The following is a 21,653-nucleotide window of genomic DNA, read 5'->3' on the forward strand; positions in this document are numbered from 1 at the left end:
AAGACTTTCTTTGGTGCCGCGGCCGGGATTTGAACCCGGGTCACGGGCTCGAAAGGCCCGCATACTTGACCGGGCTATACTACCGCGGCACCAAAACAAATAAAAAACAAGAGCTTATAAATCTCCTTCACATCCGGCGAGTTCACAAAAACTCAAGAAAACTCACTAAAGTTAAGAGTTTTAAGTTGGTGCGGCGGCCGGGATTCGAACCCGGGATCTCCGGCGCTCTACGAGGACCTTCTTGGCAGGCCGGCGTCCTGATCCAGGCTAGACGACCGCCGCCAATAAGATTAAGTAAGTAGAGGATTATTAAGTTTTTCAGAGAATTCCAAAATCCCGAATTCTCGACTAAGCAGACTTTACTTAGATGTCTTGACGTAATAATCGCCTACGCAGAATCCAGCAAAACTCAACAAGCTAATGACGCGCTAACTATCAAAAACTTCTAGCAAACCTTAATAAGGTTCTAGCGATTAGGCTCTGCCTACAGGTGTGGGAGGCGGTGATCAGCTTATTAACGCCGTTAACGTTGTTATTTATGAGGGATTCTAGATGCAAGAGCGTGTAGACCCGGTTTGCGGGATGCGCGTTAACCTGGGAACGCCTTTTAAGACTATCTATAAGGGTGAATTATACTACTTTTGCAGCAAGCACTGTTTGGAGGCTTTTGAGAAAGACCCTGAGTTCTACTTAACTCATGGGCCTCAGGGCATGCCGCGCGACCGACAGAAAAACCCTTAAACTACTTGAGGCGTGGTGTTCTTGTCAGGCATCGTTAAAACTAGACTTAAGGTGGTTGGAGTAGATTGTCCGACATGTTCTTACGCTATAGAAAAGAGTATAAACTCGCTAGGTTGCGTCAAGTCTTTTAAAATCGACATCAATTCTGGAGTAGCTGAGGTGACTTATTATGGAGATAGATGTAAGCTTAGAGACATCTATAGAGCTATAAGAGACGCTGGCTATGACGTTGAGAAAGAAAAGTTGTACGTGAGTGTAACAGGCTTCGGCAGTGAAGAAGTACTTCTCCTTGAGTCAAGGATCTTAGGAATCCAAGGAGTGCTTGACTTGAGGATCTCAGTGACTTCAGGCATAGCAACTATACTCTACAACACGCTTGAGACTTCTAGAGAGACTCTAGAGGCGGCGCTTAAGTCTTTAGGTGTTAAGCCTCTCTCCAGCTCCTTCGAAGAGAGGAAGAACATTCTTAGAGAGACTCTCTTCCTCAGGAGGGTCACGTCTTTCGTTATAGGAGTGATAACTATATCTCTGTCCATGTACTCGATGATATCAGGTCAAGACTTCTTAACCAACGCAGAGTACTTGCTCGCGCTTCTAGCCGTAACTGCGGTAAGTCTAAACTACGACATAGTTGTTCGGGGGGTGAGAGCACTATTACTGCTCACGCCAGTCATGGACTCATTAATATCTGTCTCATCCTTCTCAACGCTAGTCGCGGGTCTAGCAGGGATTACAGGCATCTTACGGTATGAAGGTCTCCACACGGCATCATTCTTTGAAGCATCTGCTGGTGTGATAGGATTCGTTGGTTTAGGGAAGTACATTGAAGAGAGGCTGAGAAAGCGAGCGTCTAAAGCTCTTGAAGAACTCCTGACTTCGTTAAGGAGTAGAGCTAGAGTCGTGAGTGATGGGGGTATTGTGGAGAAGCCTGTTTCAGAGATTAAGCCAGGTGATGTAGTAGAGGTGAGGGCAGGTGAGGTAGTACCAGTTGATGGCGTAGTAGTGGAGGGTTCAGGCTATGTTGATGAATCGAGCTTTACTGGAGAGCCTCTACCAAGATTAAAAAGAGACAGTAGTAGAGACCCCGTCTTGGCCGGGTGTATATTGACTTCAGGCTACTTGAGAGTGAGAGCTACTCGAGTTGGAGATGATACACTCATAGCTTACATAGCTGAGACTGTCAGGGAGGCTGAGTCACTGAGGCCTAGGCTTGCTAGGATAGCCGACAAGATAGTAGGGTACTTCACGTGGGTCGTCATAGCGATAGCGACAACTACCTTCACTTACTGGTCTGTAGTTACTGGCGACCCCCTAAAGGGCGTAATGTTCATGGCAGCAGTACTAGCTGTTGCTTGCCCCTGCGCACTCGGTATTGCAACACCTCTAGTTATTTCAGTAGCTGTACATAAGTCTTCTAGAAATAGTGTACTCATAAAAGCAGGCGACGTCTTCGAGAGGATTCTCACGTCAAATGCGGTCTTGCTTGATAAGACAGGCACTCTAACAGTGGGGAAGCCGACGCTACTGAATATTCATGTTGTGGGGAGTGCGCGTGTTGAGGAAGTGCTGTCGTTACTCTGTAGTGTAGAGTCTAAGAGTGAGCACCCCCTTTCTAGACCTATAGTCGAGGCCTGCATAGAACGCGGCATAAGATTCAGTGACTCAGAAGAGTACGCACACATCCCTGGAGAAGGAGTCTTCGGCGTAGTCGGTAATAGAAAAATTGCAGCAGGCAATCTAAGTTTGGTTGAAAAACTCGGTATTCAAGTCAGTAAAGAGCTGGAAGACCTCATAGTAGAGATTGGCTCTAGAGGACGTACACCAGTTATCGTAACCTCAGACACAGAAGTCCTCGCAGTCCTTGAGATAGGTGACGAACTAAGAAGTGAGGCGCCGGCAATCGTGGAAGAGCTTAAGCAACAAGGTTTCCGAGTTGGACTCGCTAGCGGTGATGTGGAGGCTAGCGTTAAGTATTTCGAGAGGATTCTCAAGCTAGACTTCTCGTTCTGGGAGCTTAGACCAGGTGATAAAGCTAACTTAATAAGAGATCTCCAGGGCAAGGGCTTCAAGATAGTGTTTGTCGGTGACGGTGTCAATGACGCGCCCGCAATAAGTGTAGCTAACGTCGGCATAGCGATGGGCGGGGGTGCTGATGTATCTAAAGAAGCAGGTGACGTGGTAATACTCAACAGCAACTTGAAGGCAATAACCTTCCTAGTAAAACTCAGTAAAGTTGTCAAGAAGAAGATGCTACAGAACATAGGGTGGGCCTTCATCTATAACGCGACACTGATACCGGTAGCGGCCGGGTTATTATACCATTACGGCATATTCATAACGCCTGAGATGGCCGCAGCAGCCATGATCTTAAGTGACGTAAGCGTCATATCAAACGCGCTACTCATGCCTGACGTAACCTAACACAAGCTACGAGCGCGTCAATCAGCGTGTCAGCCGGAATAACCTCAGAACTTTAAATATGGGTATTCAGTCGCGGGAGACATAGTCAAAAACCTGCGTGTTGCGTACCTCTAAAAAGTGGGAATTACCTAGAGAAAAACTTAATTTTAGGGAAACTAGAGATATTCTAGAAGTGCCGGGGTGCCCGAGCGGTCTAAGGGGGTGGGCTCGAGTCATGTCCGGCGTTTGCGTGAGACCCACTGCCCCCTACGGGGCACGCGGGTTCAAATCCCGCCCCCGGCGCCAGCAAGTTTCCGCTTCGTTTGTTGGTTTGCTTTCATAGGTTGGGTGTTAGGAGAATAAGAAATATTTTAAAGGAGCTTCAGGGAATTTACTTAAGGTCGGATGAGTTGAGTGAAGAATTTGAGAAAGTGCTTGTCAGGACCTCTCGAGACGCTTTCGTTGTTTTCGTCGGTAATTTCTTGTCTACTCTCTTCTTAGCTGTTTCAGCTATAATAGTTGCTAGGTTGTTGCAACCAGAAAATTATGGGATTTACTCAGTATCTCTGTTAGTCTCTAGCGTCTTACTACTCTTTACAGATTTCGGGATTGATTCAGCGCTCGTAAAGTATGTTTCTAAATTCAACGCCTTAAGAAAAGAAGAGATAGTGAAGGAAGTAGTCTTTAAGGGTCTCGTACTTAAGCTCTTTGTAGTTTCCGTAGTTTCAGTTGTGAATTACTTATTCGCGTTTGAGCTGTCTACGACTCTGGCTGAAAGACCCGAGCTCGCTTACTACGTTAGCTTAACATCTATCCTCACTTTCTCTACTGCTTTAATGAATTCTTTTCTAGCTATAATGACTGCTTTAGGGCGTATGAAGCTTAGGTCTTTCGTCATGATCATGCAGTCACTAACTAAGCTTTTGTTAAGTCCTCTACTAGTCTTGCTGGGTTTTGGAGTGCTTGGAGCTCTGCTCGGACACATAGCAAGCTATGTTGTGTCTTGTGTTACGGGCTTCGTAGTAATGCTCAGCTACGTTAAGTTGAAGAAGCCTCGTGAGAACATTGTGAGGTCTTACGACTTAGTAAGGTTTGGATTACCGCTGTATTTATCAGGCTTACTCAGCGTTGTTCTGCAGAGATTCCAGTACGTCATGCTAGCTAGGATAGCTACTAATGCCGAACTAGGTAATATGCAGGCAGCTAACCAATTCATATCTCTGATTACACTCACTATAGCTCCTTTCTCAATAACTCTGTTTCCGGTGTTTTCAAGTCTTGAGGTTAGGGGTGCGTGGAGAGAGATAAACGAACTGCTGAATAACGTGCTGAAGTACATGTCCATATTTACAGTTCAGGTAGCCTTAATGATCGGGGTGTTCTCGCAAGACGTGATAAGACTTATTTACGGCAGGTTGTACGTGACAGCACCCCTCTACCTAACCTTAATGTCTGTCGGGTACGTGTACGCGCCCTTCACAGTGACGCTGAGTGCTCTGCTAAGCGGTCTAGGAAGAACTAAAGACTTACTATATTCTTCAGCAATTCAGTTACTCATTATGATGCCAGTGAGCTACTTGCTAATATCTAGTGCAGGTCCTGAAGGATACGCAATAGCTCTGTCTTTAACTGGGCTCCCAGTACTCACGTACCTCCTGCTGGTATCTAGAGAACTGAACGTGAACGTGAGTTGGAGGTCTCTAGCGAAAATCTACGTGATCTCGCTCTTATCTGTCTTGATAGCAACACCAACTCAGCACCTAGTAGAGAACTACATAATCAGGTTATTCACAGAGTTACTAATCTCGATAATTACATACATAACACTCTTAGTATTTGCTAACAGCATCAGCTGGAGAGACTATGAAATCCTTAAAAAGACGTTTGGGGGGATCCCACTATTCGGTAAGGTCTTGAGTGCCTTCTTAGAAGTCGGGAGGCTCTTACTTCAAGTGAGAGATAAGTATTTAGGGAGAGTGACCTCAAGCGACGAAGGTAGTAGTTGAGTAGCTTGTTGCTCTGCAGTTATGACTTAAGCATTGCTTAGCTTAAGAGATACATGGCTGTTGTGAAGTAAGTGGTTGCCGTCACTACGTCTCCTATTGTCGTTATTATCGGTGCAGAGACTCCTGCAGGGTCTACACGTAGCTTAGCTAATAAGAGAGGCAGTAGAGACCCTATTGCGTCAGTTAGTAACATAGAGACTAGTAAGGCGACACTAACTATTAAACCTACTTGAGTAGCGTAAGGCAGGTTACCACTGTATGAGAAGTAAGTTATCGTGAAGGCAATTAGGAATGCTACAGGTAGTAAGATTGAAGCCATACATAATGAGGTCAGCACCTCCTTGTGCAGGACTCTCAAGAAGTCTTTAGGCTTAATCTCTCCTAAAGCGAGACTCCTGATTATGAAGGTTGATGCTTGAGAACCAATATTACCGGAGTTATCTGCGAGCATTGGCAAGAAAGCCGCGAGTACTGCAACCCTCTCGATAATCCCGACGAAAGAAGCAACGATGCTTCCTGTTATAGCGTTCATTAAGTATAGGAAGAGTATTGGAGGCACTCTGCGCACGATGATAGACCTGATGTCGGCACTGACGTAACTACTCTTAATAACGTCCGTGAATCCGCCGAACTTAACCAAGTCTTCAGAGAATTCCGCGACAGCAACGTCTAGCACGTCATCTAAGGTGACTATCCCTAACAACTTGCCGTCTTTATCGATAACCGGGAGTTCTGAGAGGTCGTAAGTAACTGCTAGTTTAGCTGCCACTTCACGATCTGAGAAGGGGTCGACCGTCACAGGGACTTTACCGACAACGTCTTTGAGTTGCTTGTTTCTAGGTTTAGTGAGTAGAGACTTGACCTCCACCCAACCTATTAGCTTGCCTTCCGAGTCAACCACGTACACGTAATTGTGTTTGTCGTATGCTCCGGAACTCTCTTTAGCTAAGTACTCCTTAATGACTTCCTCTACTATGAGTGAAGACTTGAAAATAGGTATTCTAGTAGTCATTATGCCTCCAATACTTTCTGGAGGATATTTAAGCAACTCAGATATTTCCTTAGCTTTCTGGGGTGGTAACAAACTAAGTACCTTACTTCCAGTCTTAGGTGGCAGTTTCTGCACTAAGTCTACAGCCTCGTCTACGGGCATCTTACTAATTAACTCTAGTAGCTCATCTAGTCCTTTAAGAGAAGTTATCTCACTTAAAAGATCTTCACTCAACTTAGATATGACTGAACTCATATTATGTAAGGGTATGTGCGGTATCATCTTAGTTCTTAACTCAGGTCCCGCACGCTCGAGAATTTCCTTTATCATGTAGGGGTCTAGACTAGCTAAGAAGTCTTTTAATGACGCTACATCACCTTCTTCAACCAGCTCCTCAATCTTCTCTAAGATCTCTGAACTCACTACCCACACCAAAACTTTAGAAAATCTGGAATTAATAATTAGGTGCGTGCCGAATGATGCATTACTTAAATATGCTTTCTGAAGTTATAGTATAGGGGTTAATTTGAGTGATGCGTGTATTGAGGCGCTTCTTAAGAGGCGTAGCATAAGAGTGTTCAAAGATGCTGAAGTACCTCTAGACATGGTCCTTAAAGCTATTGAAGTAGCTAGGTATGCACCGAGTGCCGGGAACAAACAGCCGTGGAAGTTCATAATAATTCGTGATACTAAGAGGATTGAGAGTCTGGCAAAGTCGCTCAGGTATTCTAAGCCTCTCATGAATGCCAAGGTTGCCGTCTTAGTTCTCGCTAACAAAGAAGAATCACCGACTTCATACATGGTTGATGCTTCCCTAGCTGCTATGTACTTCTGGCTTGCTCTTCACTGTATGGGACTAGGCGCTGTCTGGATACAGACTCTGCGAAACATAAATGAATTACTAGAGTTCGTTAACGCACCGCAAGATTACGTTCCTGTAGCACTCTTCGCGATAGGGTGGCCGGCGGAACAGCCCGAGCCTAGAGAGAGGAAACAGCTGAGTGAAATAACCTACCTAGAGAAATACGGCGAGAGCATCAAGACTTAAGCATCGTTTATTAAGTCCTCTACTGAGACGTAGCGAACTACTTCTCACAAGATTTTGCAAGTGAAAAACTTAACTAACAGTCAATAAGAGTTCTGGCTTCTTGATACGGTGTTTTAAGAATCTTAAGACTTAAATATTGCTTATCATACATATACTCATGGGAGTAGTGCTTCAGTGAGGGTATCTGAAGCAAGCTCATCTCATGGTTTTGTTCTAGGGATAAGCGAATTAGATGAGAAGCTAGGTGATTCTCTAAGATACGGCGCGATGGTCTCGATAATAGGTGCTTCAGGAACAGGTAAAACCATTCTTGCAACAACTGTGTGCTACTCAAACGCTTTAAGAGGTCATCCCTGCCTATACGCGTCACTACAAGAATTCAAAGACAGGTTCTACAAGAACTTCGCGAGACTTGGTTTTGATTTGAGAGAACTAGAGAGTAGGGGTTTATTCAAGTTTGTGACTCTCACAATACCTGGAACCTCAGAAATAGTTGAGGAGCTTGTGAGTATGCTAGAGAATGAAGTGATAGCAGGTAAAACGAGAGTTCTCGTAATAGATTCTCTAACACCTCTACTTAGAGTAATGAGAGACAACGTAAGTGGGAGAGCGTTTCTTCAGAACAACTTATATACACTATCTAAGCTCCTTAACGGGCTCTTAGTAATTACATTAGAAGAAACTGGGACAGACGAAACGATGCGCGCGGATGTCGAGCACGTTTCTGACATAGTGATACACTTACGTGCAGAGTCCAACAAAAGACTGCTTACCCGATTTGCTAGCCTCATCAAAACTAGGGGTGCCCAGATATTCCCAGTAGAGATTCCATTCACGATCGAGGAAGGACGAGGAATAAAATTCTGGCATCTTACGTTAATTAAGGAAATTCCTAACCCACTAGAGAGTAAGTTGCTGTTCCCGTGTAGGACATTAGGAGATAGCGTGAAAGAAGCAAGCTTAAACAGCGTAGTAAGCCTAGTCTCCACGACAAGGCCAGTCCCGCTGACAGAGATAGTCACTCTAATATATGCTACGATGCTACTTAACAACTTAAATAAAGTCCTCATATTCTCATATATGTTGCCTACTAAGAAAATAATTGATGAGTTCCGTAAAGCGGCTTCAGGAGACGAAGTCGTGTCAGAAGCTATAAACAAACTAATCACTGATAAAATATTGGTTAAGTCATTGAATCCCTCTTCTATGACTTTGCAAGAGCTATATGGAGAAGAACTCAATACAATAAGAGAGTATAATCCAGACGCAGTAGTTTTCCTAGACACTCAAGTTCCTGAAGCTATCCACGCACGCGAGAACCCGATAGAGTATATAAAGCTATTGCGTGATCAAGCACTATACAGTAAGCAATCAGGCAGACTGCTAATTAGGTTTAGTAACTACTCGTCAGAAGAGTTTATTAAGTCACTCCAATTAATAAGTGACGTAACAATAATACTAGATAAGGAGAAAGTAATTATACAAACAAGCTACGGAAGCAGTTTCGAGATTCCTGCAGAAGCTTTTAGAAATTGTCTGATAGAGTGTAGAGACCTTATAAGAAAACAAAAAATTTAGTTAAGACTGCTTCAGAGGATGTGAGGCAATAAGAGGTCATAGTTCACTAGAGCGAGTGCGAGAGCGTAGCTTGTAAGGCTGAATAAGAAGTCCTTAAGACACGATATAAGTACTGGCACGATATAATCTGGAGGAGTCAGTAATGAGTGCTTCCTTAGATAGTCTTGAGAAGAGAATGTATGATAAGATAGGAGACTTGCTAGATTCTTGTAGAGATTTCTGTGGTGAGAAGTCATTTGTTGATGTGCCAAGCCTTAAAGAAGGCATTTTCTACAAGAACTGCGAGTATTGCATAATAAAAACTTTCTTGGATTCTCTCGAAGCACCTACATACTCGCTCTTAACTATTGAGGGCAGGTATCTAGAGTATGTTGTGTTAGGAGACTACGTAGTGGAGGTAAGTGAAGAATATATTCAGTTCATACGTTTCGATGACGTTGCTGAGTACGTGAGAGACCTGGTAGAGTTTAACATAGTAGATAACGACTCAGCTAACGAACTAATGTCTTGGCTGTCTACATTCCTTAAACGATAAAGCTCGTCAGACACTGGTAAGTCTTGCCGCGCGTCTATTTAGTTGAAGAAAAAAACTTATTTAAAGGACTCCAGTATTTTGTGTTTAGGTGGAAATGATGAGATTCTACATAGCTAGTGAGGAAGACATACTTAACGGCAAGATAACAGACATATACTTTGTTAGGACTAAGAAGATCCTTAAAGCGAAGGGACTTGAAAATGTGAGGGTTAGGATGGAAGTACATGTTCTCGACTTGCCTAAAGGGCATGAATGGGCTGTCTACGCAGGACTTGAAGAAGCTCTTTATCTGCTCAAAGGTAAACCTCTTAACGTGTATTCTCTGCCTGAAGGAACTCTAATAAGAGAGTATACTCCAGTAATGATTGTTGAAGGAAACTACTATGATATGTGTGAGTTGGAGACTCCTTTACTAGGCATATTAAGGCACTACACTTCAGTAGCGACTAAAGCTGCGAGATTTAAGAGATTAGCTCCGCAAAAAACTTTCCTCTACTTCGGGTTAAGGAGCGCGCATCCCGCAATACACCCCATGCTTGACAGGGCCGCCTACATAGGCGGGATGGACGGGGTTTCAGGAGCTTTCAACATGGAGACCCTCGGTGTAAGACCCTCGGGAACTATGCCTCACGCGCTAATCCTAGTATTCGATGATGAGGAATCTGCGTGGAGAGCTTTTGATGAAGTAGTAGAGCCTGACGTACCTAGAATAGCCCTGATAGACACCTACCACGACGAAAGATTCGCCACACTTGAGGCGATTAAGAGTCTTGGTGACAAACTATTTGGAGTGAGGATTGATACTCCTCGAAGCAGGAGGGGAGACATAAGAGCCATAGTAGAGGAGATAAGATGGACGCTGAAACTCATAGGTAAAGAACACGTGAAGATATACGTTAGCGGAGGACTTAACGAGAAGACCATCAAAGAATTGAAAGAATTAGTTGACGGCTTCGGTGTAGGAACTTCAATAACTTTCCCACCCTCAATAGACTTAAGCATGGACATAGTAGAGAAATATCGTGACGGTGTGTGGGTACCTCACACAAAGAAAGGTAAGTGGCCGGGAGCTAAGAAGGTGTGGAGGTGCGGCACACTAGACTACGAGATAACACCGTTCGACAAAGAGCCTCAGAGATGCAGGGAAGAACTAATGATGATGTGGTTACGTGAAGGCAAACTAGTAAGGGAGTTGCCGAATCCGTCTGAGATCAGGAGTTATGTCTTAAAACAACTTGAAGTAGCTCCAGAACCTGAAGTAGACGAACCTAGATAGAGCTAAAGTCACTCACTCACGTCTTCTGGCCTGTAAGTTCTGATAGGTTTTAAATTATAGCGACTTAACAACTTCATCACGTGAGGGTACGTAAGAACGTACTCCCAGTCCACGTCAGTGGCTAGCCTATCATCTATGGATGAAAGTGTGGTGACGAACCTAGCAATATTTTCATCTGGTGAGAAACCCACCATCGCAGCAACACCGAAGTCACGGCCTGGTACTAACCCATAGTTCAGGAGATTTCTCAAAGCCTGTACTTGTAGCTCAAAACCTCTCGGTGTAGCGCCTGTTAATTTAGTGAATTCCTGTGGGTTAGTGCCCTTGAAAGACACTCTAACATATATGTTGCTGAACCTAGATAACTCTTTAGCGTAAGTAGGGTCGGCTCCAAGCAATATGCCGTTAGTCTCTACTATGAAAACAAACCCGGAAGTTTCAGATAGCTTCAGGATTTCTAGCAAGTGTTCTCTCGCGATAGTTGGTTCCCCGCCAGTCAGTCTCAAGTATTTATAGCCTCTCTTGAAAGCTATCTCGTTCAATCTTTTGAAGACTTCCTCCGGACTCAAGAAAAAGCCTAAGTCGTGCCTATCTCTGAAGTACCAAGCCCAGCAGAACCTACACCTCAGATTACATCCTATCACGTCTGCTGAAGCAATCCCCCCGTACCACCTACCACCTCTAAACCTGAAGTACTTCCTCTCTACAACTCCCTTTGACGCTCTAGTAACTAAAGACTCAACACTTTTTGAGAGTTCTAGAGGGTCGTAGAGTCGTTCTTCAACCCCCATAAAGTTCTTTCCTCCTAGCTTCAAGAAGCTCTGGCTCCCTCCCCATAAACTCGGCTGCCGTGACTAACTTAGTCTTCCCGAGATAAGGTTTTAGCGACTCATAAAACTTAGTGTAATTTAAATCTCTAAGCAAGTGATGATCGATAACCAGGTATTCGGGCATGCTTAGAGATAAATACTTTATCAACTCACGTAAGGCAATCTCAGGGTCACTAACTTCTTTCTTAACACCGAAAAGGTATGTGGGTGGCCCATCAACTATGACTAAGTCAGCAGGATTATCTATCATGAAGTTCACGGCATCTTCATTGACCGGTCCCTCAACATCTGAAGTAAAAAGAACTTTTTTGTCACTGTCTCTTACTAAAACCTGGATAACGTAACCTAGCTTAGGAGTGGGTCCGTGCGGGGTAGGGTGAGAGACCTTAACGATAGTGTTTCCATAAACGTACGTGCTTGAGTCAGCTATTTTAACTTCTTTAGTGAGTCCGCTAATTCTCTTAAGAAACTTAGCGGCTCTAATACGTTGCGATACGTTAATGTGTTTTTTAGGGTCTTTAATAAGGACTATTTTATTCTTGTATATGTCGACAGGGACTAAATCTCCTAAGTCATGGTGATCGTAGTGGTAGTGAGTCACTACTATTATTTCTGACTCATAAGCTCTTGAAGTAATCTTAGTAGCTACTTCGTTAAGCCTCCTCAACTCGACCTCGTGAGGAGGTAACCCGTACCTGACAGGCGCTATCGAGACAGCCGGGTCTATAAAAATAGTAGCGTCTGTGGTTTCAAGAAATGTCGCCATCGATCTTATGCCAAAACTATCGAAACCGACTAACTCAGCTCTCGTCAGAGAACACCGTCAAGAGATTCTCAGACACTTCCTTCAAGAGCTTCCTTAAGAAATCTTTGCGGAATAGGTTCTCTCTCCTTAATAACGTCAAGTATTATCGCGGGATAAACCGCCACTACTCCGGGAATCCTTCTCAAGTCCTCAACTACCTTAGTTAACTCTTCAGAATTCTTAGCCCATATCTCAACTAGTAAGTTGTGGTCTCCGGAAGACAATGCTACGAAGGTCACGTCATCTCTGTCTTTAATTAATTTAATCACGTCAAGTATCTTATCAGGTAGCGTGTTAAGCCCTACTAAAGCTATTATGTCGTAACCGAGTTTCTTATTGTTTGATATGTAGGTGTATTTCTTTATGATACCGTTTTCTTCAAGCTTTACAAGCCTCCTCTTAACAGCAACGTCAGAAATTGAGAGGACTTTAGCTATTTTAGTTATAGGTATTCTAGCGTTAGTACTCAGTTCTCGCAGAATTATTACGTCTTTCTTATTTGTCGAGTTCTCACGCATTCTATCACCCTTAAAAATTTAAGGGGTTGAGGTTAATATTCTCAAATGAAGATTCAATCAAGAAGCGCCGTTCTAGCAGATATCTTGAAGTGATTGCTTAGTTTTTATTATTGAATTGTATATGGATCTTTAACCGAATAGTGACGAAATACCTTCAGCTATTTCCTCTTCGCTTACTTCCTTCTTTTCTTCCTCCTCAGCTTTAGCCGGAGTTGGTTGTGCTTGTTGAGGTGCGGGAGCAGCTGCCTGAACAGTTACTGGCGTGACCGGCACTGCTGGAGCCATAGAAGCTTGCTTCAACACTTCATCGATGTTTATTTCTTTGAGAGCAGCTACTAACATCTTGACGCGCACATCATCTGCTCTTATCCCGGCTGCTTCCAGGACCCTCCTAAGATTTTCTTCGTTTACTTCTTTACCGGCTGTATGCAAGAGCAGGGATGCATACACGTACTCCACACTTCTCCACCTCTTGATAGATGGATAAGAGATTTTTAAGCATTTCTTAAGAGTCTTTCGCGTGTCTTGTAGTAGTTTATGAGGGCGGCAACAGATGAGGCCGCTCTCTCAGGCATTGGGTAAGACGGTATACCGGCATTATTTAGTTTCTGTATAGCCCAATAGACTTCCTCACCACCTATGAAAGAAGTTATTAGAGGTTTGGGCAAGCCACCCAACTCTTTAACCCTCTTAATGAGTTCACCAGCTATTATTGTAGGGTCTGTTACTGCCGTCTGACAATATACTGCTAAAACGACTCCCACCTTATCATCTAGTAATGACGACATAACAGCGTCTACGTAGCCTTCATTAGATATCATCCCCGTAACATCTATCGGATTACCTAGTGAAGCAAAGCCAGGTAGTTTAGGCTTAAGCACGTTTACTAGAGTCTCAGGGGGTGGAGACAACTGTACTCCGTTCACAGAGAGAGTGTCAGTTACTATCACTCCAGCACCACCGCCGTTAGTAACTACTACTAGTTCACCTCCCTTATACTCAGGAGAGTAAGAGAATGTTCTTGCCCAATCAAAAGCTTCCTCAACACTCCTAGCTTCAAGTATGCCTGTCTGCTTGAAGACAGTAGAGTAGATAAGGACGTTGCCAGCTAGCGAGCCCGTGTGTGAAGCAACTGCTTTAGCTCCAACTTCAGTCTTGCCAGCCTTGATGACTATTATCGGTTTCGAGAGAGATACTCTACGCGCTACCTCAATAAATCTCTTACCGTCTTTAACGCCCTCAAGGTATATCAAGATTACCTTAGTAGCCTCATCTTTAATAAGATATTCTAGGAGGTCAGCATCATCTATGTCTGCTTTATTCCCTATACTAACTATCGCGGAAACACCTATCCTCTCCACTATCGTCATTCCCATGAGAGCTATCCCTAGAGCTCCAGACTGAGTCAAGAACGCTATGTGACCAGGTATCACGTCCTTAGGACCGAATGAAGCGTTTATTCTAGCAGGCGTATACACGACACCGAAAATATTAGGTCCTAAGACGCGCATGCCGTACTTCCTAGCTTTAGACACAACCTCCTCCTCAAGATCGTGCCTCCCAACTTCTTTAAAGCCTGAAGATATGACTACTGCCACCTTAGCTCCCTTCTTACCAGCCTCTTCTATAACGTCAGGAACCATGTGAGCCGGGACAGACACAACCACCATATCTATACTGTCCGGTATTGAGGAAATACTAGGATATACTTTAAAACCGAGTATCTCCTTAGCCTGCGGGTTTACAGGATATACCTTACCACCATAGCCGTATTCCTTAATATTCCTTAAAATCTCGTACCCGATCTTACCAGGCTGTCGCGATGCCCCGACTACCGCTATAGACCCCGGCTTAAACAAGGTTTCCAGTACACTCATGATGTTCCCCTATAAAACTCAAATTAAGGTTTAAATAATCTCAGGTCAATTCAGACACAAAACTCACAAACGTTCCAGATAGTAACAGTTTCACGTATCTAGTACTTGCCTAAACTTCCTCACTTACGAGATATCAACGTAGCTAGGGATTCCCCAATAGTTTAAGTTTCTGTTCTTTTATTCTCGACTACTTCAACAACATTTCCACGAATAATTTGTCAAGCTCCTTGCCAGATGGAGCCACTAAATCCTCATGTCCTGAAAATTCGTCAAATTCTATCTTAATGTACGGTATCGAGAGTCTTCGAAGAGCTTCTGAATCTACTTCCGGCACGTGAATTATGCTTACATCATCGAATAAGTGTTTAATCTGAGAAACTCTCTTTAATACTGCATTACTTTTTTCGTCATAACCTAGGAACACTACTAAACGCTTCATTAGACACCCCATAAAAGCTCTAGTTAACTCTATAATCTTAAAAACGTAAAGCCTAGATATTATGTTGATGACTTCACACCTTATACCGGGCTTCAATGCTCTCATGAGTCTTGAGTAGTGCCCGAGCCTGACAGAACGAAGCCCTCACTCACGTTCACGCACTTGTTTAACTAGTGACGCGCGAATAAAGAGTAAAGTATTTTTTGCTCTGTAAACTAGACACAGAAAGGTGGGAAGATCGAGACTAGAGTGCTTAAGGTAGACCCTATAAATCCAGACAAAGAAGTAATTAGCGAAGCTGTCGAGGTTCTCAGAGAAGGAGGTCTAGTAGCTTTCCCTACTGAGACAGTATATGGTTTAGGAGCTGACTCATTTAATAAAAGTGCTGTTAAGAAGATTTATAGCGTTAAGGGAAGACCCCCTGACAATCCTTTAATACTGCATATTAGTGACTTTAAAGAGTTAGAAGTAGTAGCTAAAGACGTGCCTTCATTTGTTTATGAGTTAGCTAATAAGGTGTGGCCAGGACCGGTAACTTTCGTTCTAAAAAAGAGTGACTTAGTGTTGCATGAAGTTACTGCGGGACTACCAACTGTTGCTGTCAGGTGTCCGGCACACCCCGTAGCACTCGCACTCATTAAAGGCTTGGGAAACCCTATAGCAGCACCGAGTGCTAACTTATCGGGAAGACCCTCACCCACTACAGCAGATCACGTCATTAAAGACTTGTCAGGGAAAATTGAGATGATATTAGAAGGCGGCGACACTTTCTTCGGTGTTGAGTCAACAATCATTAACTTAACTACCGACCCGCCAGTCTTGCTGAGACCAGGCCCTGTAGGTGTTGAAGAGTTAGAGAAACTAACTAATCTTAAAATATTAATCCCGGCATTCGCTAAGGGAACTGAAGAAGCTGGGATAGCTTTAAGTCCTGGAACAAAGTACAGGCATTACTCTCCCCAAACTACGTTAGTCTTGGTTGAGGCAGGCCAGTGTCTCACTCTAGCGGCTTACCTTAAGTACGTCAAGTCACTAATTAACGAGTATCTGCAGAAACGCCTCAAAGTTGCAATCATATGTAGCAAGGAAACTTGCTCAGATTACGGAGACTTAATAACGCTTGAGATTGGCTCTAGAAACAACCTCTACGAAGTAGCTAAGAATCTCTTCAAGAAACTTAGAGAACTTGATGAACTAAGAGTTGATGTAGCTATCTCAGAAAGCTTTAAAGAGCAGGGTATAGGCCTAGCTATAATGAACAGGTTGAGGAAAGCCTCAAGTAAGGTAGTAGCATGCGTTCTAACACGTTAGCGACCACGCCCGCTTGAAGGTGAGAGAACCCTTACAAGTACTCGGGGAATGTCTCTAGCAACATCCCCTCAATAACTATTGGCTTAAGAACCTCGACTAGCCTAAGAGCTTCGTCTAACAAGCTCTCAGAATTGCTGTAGATTTCCAGTAGAGTCTGCCCCTCCTTAACTTTATGTCCTCTTTTCACGTAGAGTCTTAAACCAGCCCCCTTATCGAGAGGGGCTCCAGCAACCATCGCTATACGAGATAAAGCATTATTGTAGACTCCGGTGACGTACCCATCTATGGGTGCCTTAACTTCGGCCTTATACCTACCTACAGGTATATCATCAGGTCTCACGTGAGGGTTGCCTCCCATAACTTCAACGATCTTTAAGAAAGTCTGGAGAGCTCTGCCCGACTCAAGTATGTTGAGAGCGACCTTACGTCCACCCCCTCTAGGAGCCACGCCAGCGACCTCGAGCACGAGCCCAGCCAGCGCAGTAGCTTTTTCTCTAACAGACATAGGTCCACTGCCCATAAGTGTTTCTAGAGCCTCAAGAGCTTCTAGAGCTGGTCCTACCGTATACCCTATTGGTTGCCCGCCATACGTTATAGCACATCTCACGCCGAGCTTTAACTTACTACCTACCTGGACAAAAAGTGATGAGAGATTTCTTGCCTCCTCAATATTCTCTACCTTTGCTTCCCTACCTGTAGGGATGTCTATAACTAAATTACTTATAGACATGCTTAACTTCTTAGAGAGTATAGAAGCTACCATCTGTGACGTAGGGTCTAGTTTTAACTGATGCTCCACACGTATTAGAATATCGTCTGCCGGCGCTAGATTGAGTGTACCTCCCCAAATAATAAATCCCTTAACCTTCTTCGCCAACTCAAGAACTTCTTCCTCAGTAAATGACACCGGAGCTAGAACCTCCATAGTGTCAGCAGTTCCCGCAGGCGACGTTATCGCTCTGGAGGACGTCTTCGGAATAAAGACTCCTGCCGCGGCGATTATCGGGACAGCAACTAGAGAGACTTTAGAATTTCCTGGAACCCCACCGATAGAATGAATATCGTAAGCAGGCTCATCAAACTTCAGGATATTGCCTGTATCAACCATCGCCTTAGTCAGCGACACTATCTCATCGACGTCCATCCCCACACTCGTCTGAGCTGCTATGAAAGTAGCTATCTCAGCCTCCCCTAAAACACCGGAAGTTATGTCTCTTATTATAGAGCGTATCTCGTCCTCACTCAATTTAAAGCCCTTTAACTTCTTCTTAATATAGTCTACTGAGGAAGTCGTAGAGTACACACTCAACTCAACTTTCTCCGGGTTATTTAAGGCGCTCGAGACGCTTCTACTTAGCAAGACTTCATCTCCTTCCTCGCCAGATACTAGAACCCAGGCAGTAACAAACCTGGAATCACTCGCTACTCTAACTCTTGAGCCCCCTCTCAACCCGTTAGCTAAGGCAATGTTCTTAGGAGCTAGAACTACTCTTAAATCCCCTGTGTCTACGTCAAGAACTCTAGCCTTGAAGATAGGCATTAGTTACACCAGCATATCTTATACGGTAATGCGAGTATTTAAGGTTTTAACTAGCGACTTCATCTCTTAAGCGTGCTTAAGACCTCGAGTGATTTCCCGCGTCTGCGAGTTAGGTTGTTTAGAGGTGTAGAAACAAGAAGAAAACATGGAAGTGAGTGACTTAAGTGCAGTGTTGACTAGCAAGTTAAGTGGATAAGGAGAAGTACTCTTCTCCCCTTACTTACCTCCTCATTATACTTGCGTACTGCCTGCCTAGACTTTAGCACATGCACCTCAGCACCAGACTTCTTAAACGCCTCAATAACCTCATTGTCTACCCTCATAACACCATCGTAACCAGTCCCTATGATGACTACATCTACCTTTACGCTGAGGAAGTCTCTAACGTCTACTAACTGAAGTCTGTGCCCCTCAACACGCCACCAATCACTAAGTATCCCTTCAGGGTGAATCACTATATCGTGGTTATACTCACGCCCCCCAACAACTATCTCGCCGAAGTCGTAGTGTTCTATTAAGGGTTGCTTAACTATCTTAGACCACCTTAAATTAATTAAGGTTACAAGACTAATATTTGGATGATGCGTCAAAACCTGCTCAGGACCCTGATAAGTTCTTCAGGTAGTAGAACGTGTCCCTTAATCATGAGGTCTCTAGTTATTTGTGTCGTGTATGTAGGTAGCAAAGAATTCTTCTTCAGGAGTTCTACATCACTAAGTATCTCTCTAGTCTCCCCGTCAGCTACTATCCTGCCTGAGTTCATTAAAATTACTCTCTCAGAGTATCTAGCGAGTATCTCCACATCATGCGTTATCAGAATCACAGTGCTTCCACTCTCTCTCAATTTCCTCAAGAATTCAGCAAACTTTATGGAGTGATGCCAGTCTTGCCCAGTAGTTGGCTCGTCTACGATGAAGTTCTTAGTACCAGCTAATAAGTAAGAAGCTAGCAAGACCCTCAGCTTAATGTGTCTAGGCAGCCCAAGAACCGGCTTGTCAAGAACTTCATTACTTATCTCTAACTGACTTAAGATTTCTTCAAGTCTATCATTAATTAAGTCGCTACGCACGCCGAGCATCTTAGGAGTGAACAAAATCTCTTCTAATACATTCACGTTAAGTAACTGTGTGTTAATGTCTTGAGAAATATACCCTATATTCCTTATCAAGTCTTTCCTCTTGTAACTCCTAATATCCTTCCCTTTAACTAGGATGAGACCTGAAGCAGGTTTGAGGAGTCCTGCTAAGCACTTAGCTAGAGTAGTCTTGCCAGAGCCGTTATTCCCTAAGACCCCAACAAACTCTCCTTCCTTAATCTCTAGACTAACAGAGTCTAAAGCCCTCGTACCATCCGGGTACTCGTAAACAAGATCTACTGTCTTAATAAGGTACATCACCGCACACCCCTAAGCAACTGAATTAAGTGTGTCTTTAGCAACTCACTACTTATGTTCTCGTTCCTCAGAGAGTACCTCAGAACCAAGTACTTCCAGACCCTCACTATCTCAGGGACTCTAACGTAGCTTTCAAAGTCTTTAGGTAACTTCATGAAGAAATTAGATGGGTCATCAACTAAAGCTAGCGTGCCGTCAAGCATTAAAGCTATTCTAGAGAGATACTGCATAAAGACGTCTACTCTATGCTCTATGATAACTATTGATGCTTGTTGATTAAGTCTGAGCGACTCTATAGACTTCACTACTTCCTCGGCTCCCGCCCAGTCAAGATTAGACAGCGGCTCATCAAGTATCAAGAGTTTAGGTTTAGTTGCTATAGCTGTCGCTATAGCAACTCTCTGCTTCTGACCACTGCTTAACTCGTAAGGCGACTTATCTAAGATAGACTCACTTAAACCAACCTGTCTTATAGCCCACGAGACTCTCTCACTCACTTCCTCAGAACTCGCGCCTAAGAGTCTCAGGCGGAGCGCTATCTCATCCTCGACCCGTGTAGTAAGAAACTGCATCTCAGGGTCTGAAGAAACAAACCCTATATCACGTAGTACCTGTGAAGACTTAAGACTAGCTACTTCTTTACCTAAGATAGACACACGCCCTTTAAGCATTCCCCTGTAACTCCAAGGTATTAACCCGCACATGATTCTCGCCAAAGTAGTCTTGCCAGCGCCTGTAGGTCCCGTAATAAGCAAAAATTCTTTCTCTCTAATACACAAGTTAACGTTTTTTAAGACCCACCCACTAGAGTTTTCATAAGCCCACCACAAGTTTTTAAGGTCTACTACACAGGACATCCTGAAAACACCGAGTAACTAACAAGTATCTCGTAAACCGGGGAGTTTAGCGGGCTTAACACCCCAGTAAGCGAGAAGTATGTGATTAAAAACGTTGCTGAGGCTACCAGGAAAAGCACTAGTAAATCAATAAAGCTAAAACTAAGTCTGCTTAGCGAGCTCCTCTCCTTCTCAGCTAGGTTAAACCCCCTCAATTCAAGAACGTCACTAACTTCATCAATCTTAACTAAGGTTATTGAGAAGAGCGGTAGGAGCCTATGAAAGAATAAATGAATGCTCTCAAAGATATTACCTCTAGAAACTTCCAGACCTCTTGAGAGCTCGCCTAACTTAATCTCCTCGAGCTTTACTTGGAGGTAATACATAAACTTAAACACGAGTCCAGCAACTAGAGCAGCTTTCAAGCTTAAGCCTAAGCTACTTAAGCCATTAACAACGTCTCTCACAGTAATTAGGGAGAGAGCCAGAATGACTGTGAGGACTGTAGCTAAAATCTTAGAGTAAATAGTCAGACCTATCACCAGGTTCTCAGCATAGAGTCTTAAGAAACCCACGCAGGCTAGCGGATTACGCCCTAAGCTACTGCCGGCTAAGAAGTAGCTGAGAACTATAATTAGGAGAAAACCTAGCAAAATCCTCAAGTATACGGCTACTGTACTCAACCTAATCTTCAAAACCTTAAAGAGAACTAGGACTGTAGAGGCTACTAGTAAGTTAACTTCAAGAAGGTTCCCTAACAAGGTATAGAGAGCTGCGAACAACAACAGCGAGAACTTAGTCAAGGGATTTAATCTAAGCAGAACTGACGTCGCGTCTAAGTAACCTACTATAGTTCTTACCCTATACGCTCTTGCCTCACCCTTCACCACGATTAAGCCAGCCACCTCTTACAGAAAGCTCTGTGAGAGGTAATGACTGGAGTAAGTCCCTTAAGTAGAGGCACACCCACAGCCAGGATAGGCACTACATTACCTACGAACCACGAGGACATAACCAAGAAATACAGGTCTCCAGATATGAAACCCCAAGCACTCATGGCTGAAGCACCTAAGTATGCTCCGAGCGCGTTATTCAAGACAACACAAGATAATGTAAAATGTGCCCAGTCACTAAGCTTCTTAAGTGCTGGGTCAACCTTGAGGAACCTAAAATAGGCTGCCGGTATAAGTGACTGAGCTAGATTCGCTGGAAGTAGAGATAAGCTGATAGATATCGGGATACCCCCTACTAAGTCTCCTACGATGGGGAAGAAAACACTAGCTAAGACTCCCCACAAGCCAAACCAGATACTCCCAACAACTTGAACTACTACTGCTAAGTAAAACCAGGAAACCCCATAACCGACCTGAAGAAAACTGCTCAAAGTAGCTGATAAGGCGCCTAAAGCAGTCAGAAACACGAAGATAACTACGTGTACTACGCCCCACGACCTAACTTCCCCTTCTCTCAGGTCCCACACGCCCATCCGAGTATCGCCATATTGAAGACTAAAGAAGACAGCTTTTAAG

General features: G+C 43.9%; 21 protein-coding genes and 3 tRNA genes. 9 read left to right on the top strand and 15 right to left on the bottom strand.

Annotated features, from left to right (window positions below; all coding sequences use genetic code 11):
• Positions 1-11: 11 nt before the first annotated feature.
• Both QXL29_00005 and QXL29_00010 read right to left on the bottom strand, forming a co-directional pair.
• Positions 12-89 (bottom strand) — tRNA-Glu (locus QXL29_00005).
• A 97-nt stretch (positions 90-186) separates the two neighbouring features.
• A tRNA-Gly gene (locus tag QXL29_00010) sits at positions 187-282 on the bottom strand.
• Between the two features lie 270 nt (positions 283-552).
• Between QXL29_00010 and QXL29_00015 the strand changes: the two genes are divergently transcribed.
• The 4 genes from QXL29_00015 (at position 553) to QXL29_00030 (ending at position 5,147) form a co-directional block, all read left to right on the top strand.
• Positions 553-741 carry a YHS domain-containing protein gene (locus tag QXL29_00015; GenBank protein MEM2282987.1) on the top strand — a complete coding sequence of 63 codons (189 nt, stop codon included), beginning with the start codon at positions 553-555 and terminating at the stop codon, positions 739-741.
• Positions 742-753: 12 nt separating this feature from the next.
• Positions 754-3,162, top strand: coding sequence for a heavy metal translocating P-type ATPase (locus tag QXL29_00020; GenBank protein MEM2282988.1), 2,409 nt, complete (start codon positions 754-756; stop codon positions 3,160-3,162).
• Positions 3,163-3,336: 174 nt separating this feature from the next.
• A tRNA-Ser gene (locus tag QXL29_00025) sits at positions 3,337-3,447 on the top strand.
• 38 nt (positions 3,448-3,485) lie between these two features.
• The gene (locus QXL29_00030; protein MEM2282989.1) at positions 3,486-5,147 is read left to right on the top strand and encodes an oligosaccharide flippase family protein; all 1,662 of its coding nucleotides are present in this window, start codon (positions 3,486-3,488) and stop codon (positions 5,145-5,147) included.
• 37 nt (positions 5,148-5,184) lie between these two features.
• Here QXL29_00030 and mgtE read toward each other — a convergent pair whose 3' ends face one another.
• Positions 5,185-6,561, bottom strand: a complete 1,377-nt coding sequence (gene mgtE / locus QXL29_00035) for a magnesium transporter (protein MEM2282990.1) — start codon at positions 6,559-6,561, stop codon at positions 5,185-5,187.
• Between the two features lie 103 nt (positions 6,562-6,664).
• Here mgtE and QXL29_00040 point away from each other — a divergent pair, with 103 nt between their 5' ends.
• The 4 genes from QXL29_00040 to QXL29_00055 all read left to right on the top strand — a co-directional run bounded on the left by QXL29_00040 (position 6,665) and on the right by QXL29_00055 (position 10,575).
• Positions 6,665-7,186 carry a nitroreductase family protein gene (locus QXL29_00040; protein ID MEM2282991.1) on the top strand — a complete coding sequence of 174 codons (522 nt, stop codon included), beginning with the start codon at positions 6,665-6,667 and terminating at the stop codon, positions 7,184-7,186.
• Positions 7,187-7,360: 174 nt separating this feature from the next.
• Complete coding sequence (locus tag QXL29_00045; GenBank protein MEM2282992.1) at positions 7,361-8,764, top strand: ATPase domain-containing protein; 1,404 nt, start codon at positions 7,361-7,363, stop codon at positions 8,762-8,764.
• Between the two features lie 142 nt (positions 8,765-8,906).
• A complete protein-coding gene (locus tag QXL29_00050) occupies positions 8,907-9,299 on the top strand; it encodes a hypothetical protein (GenBank protein MEM2282993.1) in 393 nt (130 codons plus the stop codon).
• A gap of 97 nt (positions 9,300-9,396) precedes the next feature.
• On the top strand, positions 9,397-10,575 hold the full coding sequence (locus QXL29_00055) for a nicotinate phosphoribosyltransferase (protein ID MEM2282994.1): 1,179 nt from the start codon (positions 9,397-9,399) through the stop codon (positions 10,573-10,575).
• 8 nt (positions 10,576-10,583) lie between these two features.
• Here QXL29_00055 and QXL29_00060 read toward each other — a convergent pair whose 3' ends face one another.
• The 6 genes from QXL29_00060 to QXL29_00085 form a co-directional block, all read right to left on the bottom strand.
• The gene (locus QXL29_00060) at positions 10,584-11,390 is read right to left on the bottom strand and encodes a radical SAM protein (protein ID MEM2282995.1); all 807 of its coding nucleotides are present in this window, start codon (positions 11,388-11,390) and stop codon (positions 10,584-10,586) included.
• Positions 11,356-12,171, bottom strand: a complete 816-nt coding sequence (locus QXL29_00065) for an MBL fold metallo-hydrolase (GenBank protein ID MEM2282996.1) — start codon at positions 12,169-12,171, stop codon at positions 11,356-11,358. The genes QXL29_00060 and QXL29_00065 overlap by 35 nt, the downstream gene beginning before the upstream one ends.
• A gap of 68 nt (positions 12,172-12,239) precedes the next feature.
• Positions 12,240-12,728 (bottom strand): Lrp/AsnC family transcriptional regulator, encoded by a 489-nt coding sequence (locus QXL29_00070; protein MEM2282997.1) that lies wholly within the window; start codon positions 12,726-12,728, stop codon positions 12,240-12,242.
• 129 nt (positions 12,729-12,857) lie between these two features.
• Positions 12,858-13,187 (bottom strand): 50S ribosomal protein P1, encoded by a 330-nt coding sequence (rpl12p, locus tag QXL29_00075; protein MEM2282998.1) that lies wholly within the window; start codon positions 13,185-13,187, stop codon positions 12,858-12,860.
• A gap of 35 nt (positions 13,188-13,222) precedes the next feature.
• Positions 13,223-14,605 (bottom strand): CoA-binding protein, encoded by a 1,383-nt coding sequence (locus tag QXL29_00080; GenBank protein ID MEM2282999.1) that lies wholly within the window; start codon positions 14,603-14,605, stop codon positions 13,223-13,225.
• A gap of 187 nt (positions 14,606-14,792) precedes the next feature.
• Complete coding sequence (locus QXL29_00085; protein MEM2283000.1) at positions 14,793-15,149, bottom strand: hypothetical protein; 357 nt, start codon at positions 15,147-15,149, stop codon at positions 14,793-14,795.
• Positions 15,150-15,293: 144 nt separating this feature from the next.
• Here QXL29_00085 and QXL29_00090 point away from each other — a divergent pair, with 144 nt between their 5' ends.
• Positions 15,294-16,355, top strand: coding sequence for an L-threonylcarbamoyladenylate synthase (locus QXL29_00090; protein ID MEM2283001.1), 1,062 nt, complete (start codon positions 15,294-15,296; stop codon positions 16,353-16,355).
• A 31-nt stretch (positions 16,356-16,386) separates the two neighbouring features.
• Here QXL29_00090 and QXL29_00095 read toward each other — a convergent pair whose 3' ends face one another.
• The 6 genes from QXL29_00095 to QXL29_00120 form a co-directional block, all read right to left on the bottom strand.
• Positions 16,387-17,895: an AMP phosphorylase gene (locus QXL29_00095; GenBank protein ID MEM2283002.1), complete on the bottom strand. Its 1,509-nt coding sequence runs from the start codon at positions 17,893-17,895 to the stop codon at positions 16,387-16,389.
• Between the two features lie 176 nt (positions 17,896-18,071).
• Positions 18,072-18,485: an Mth938-like domain-containing protein gene (locus QXL29_00100; GenBank protein ID MEM2283003.1), complete on the bottom strand. Its 414-nt coding sequence runs from the start codon at positions 18,483-18,485 to the stop codon at positions 18,072-18,074.
• Positions 18,482-19,288 carry an ABC transporter ATP-binding protein gene (locus tag QXL29_00105; GenBank protein MEM2283004.1) on the bottom strand — a complete coding sequence of 269 codons (807 nt, stop codon included), beginning with the start codon at positions 19,286-19,288 and terminating at the stop codon, positions 18,482-18,484. The genes QXL29_00100 and QXL29_00105 overlap by 4 nt, the downstream gene beginning before the upstream one ends.
• The gene (locus tag QXL29_00110; GenBank protein ID MEM2283005.1) at positions 19,288-20,145 is read right to left on the bottom strand and encodes an ABC transporter ATP-binding protein; all 858 of its coding nucleotides are present in this window, start codon (positions 20,143-20,145) and stop codon (positions 19,288-19,290) included. The genes QXL29_00105 and QXL29_00110 overlap by 1 nt, the downstream gene beginning before the upstream one ends.
• Positions 20,133-21,029: an energy-coupling factor transporter transmembrane component T gene (locus tag QXL29_00115; GenBank protein ID MEM2283006.1), complete on the bottom strand. Its 897-nt coding sequence runs from the start codon at positions 21,027-21,029 to the stop codon at positions 20,133-20,135. Before QXL29_00115 ends, QXL29_00110 begins: the two co-directional genes overlap by 13 nt.
• Entirely contained in the window at positions 21,017-21,610 is a 594-nt protein-coding gene (locus QXL29_00120; protein MEM2283007.1) for a hypothetical protein, read from the bottom strand. The genes QXL29_00115 and QXL29_00120 overlap by 13 nt, the downstream gene beginning before the upstream one ends.
• Positions 21,611-21,653 lie beyond the last annotated feature (43 nt).

Origin of the sequence: Zestosphaera sp. (assembly GCA_038843015.1) — an archaeon.
GTDB lineage: Archaea > Thermoproteota > Thermoprotei_A > Sulfolobales > NBVN01 > Zestomicrobium.

Bases quoted from the DNA above. Each gene is read 5' to 3' on its own strand.
- QXL29_00095 (MEM2283002.1), bottom strand. From the start codon at position 17,895: ATGCCTATCTTCAAGGCTAGAGTTCTTGACGTAGACACAGGGGATTTA.
- QXL29_00110 (MEM2283005.1), bottom strand. From the start codon at position 20,145: ATGTCCTGTGTAGTAGACCTTAAAAACTTGTGGTGGGCTTATGAAAAC.
- QXL29_00070 (MEM2282997.1), bottom strand. From the start codon at position 12,728: ATGCGTGAGAACTCGACAAATAAGAAAGACGTAATAATTCTGCGAGAA.
- QXL29_00065 (MEM2282996.1), bottom strand. From the start codon at position 12,171: ATGGCGACATTTCTTGAAACCACAGACGCTACTATTTTTATAGACCCG.
- QXL29_00055 (MEM2282994.1), top strand. From the start codon at position 9,397: ATGAGATTCTACATAGCTAGTGAGGAAGACATACTTAACGGCAAGATA.
- QXL29_00085 (MEM2283000.1), bottom strand. From the start codon at position 15,149: ATGAGAGCATTGAAGCCCGGTATAAGGTGTGAAGTCATCAACATAATA.
- QXL29_00015 (MEM2282987.1), top strand. From the start codon at position 553: ATGCAAGAGCGTGTAGACCCGGTTTGCGGGATGCGCGTTAACCTGGGA.
- QXL29_00050 (MEM2282993.1), top strand. From the start codon at position 8,907: ATGAGTGCTTCCTTAGATAGTCTTGAGAAGAGAATGTATGATAAGATA.
- QXL29_00080 (MEM2282999.1), bottom strand. From the start codon at position 14,605: ATGAGTGTACTGGAAACCTTGTTTAAGCCGGGGTCTATAGCGGTAGTC.
- QXL29_00105 (MEM2283004.1), bottom strand. From the start codon at position 19,288: ATGTACCTTATTAAGACAGTAGATCTTGTTTACGAGTACCCGGATGGT.
- QXL29_00120 (MEM2283007.1), bottom strand. From the start codon at position 21,610: ATGGGCGTGTGGGACCTGAGAGAAGGGGAAGTTAGGTCGTGGGGCGTA.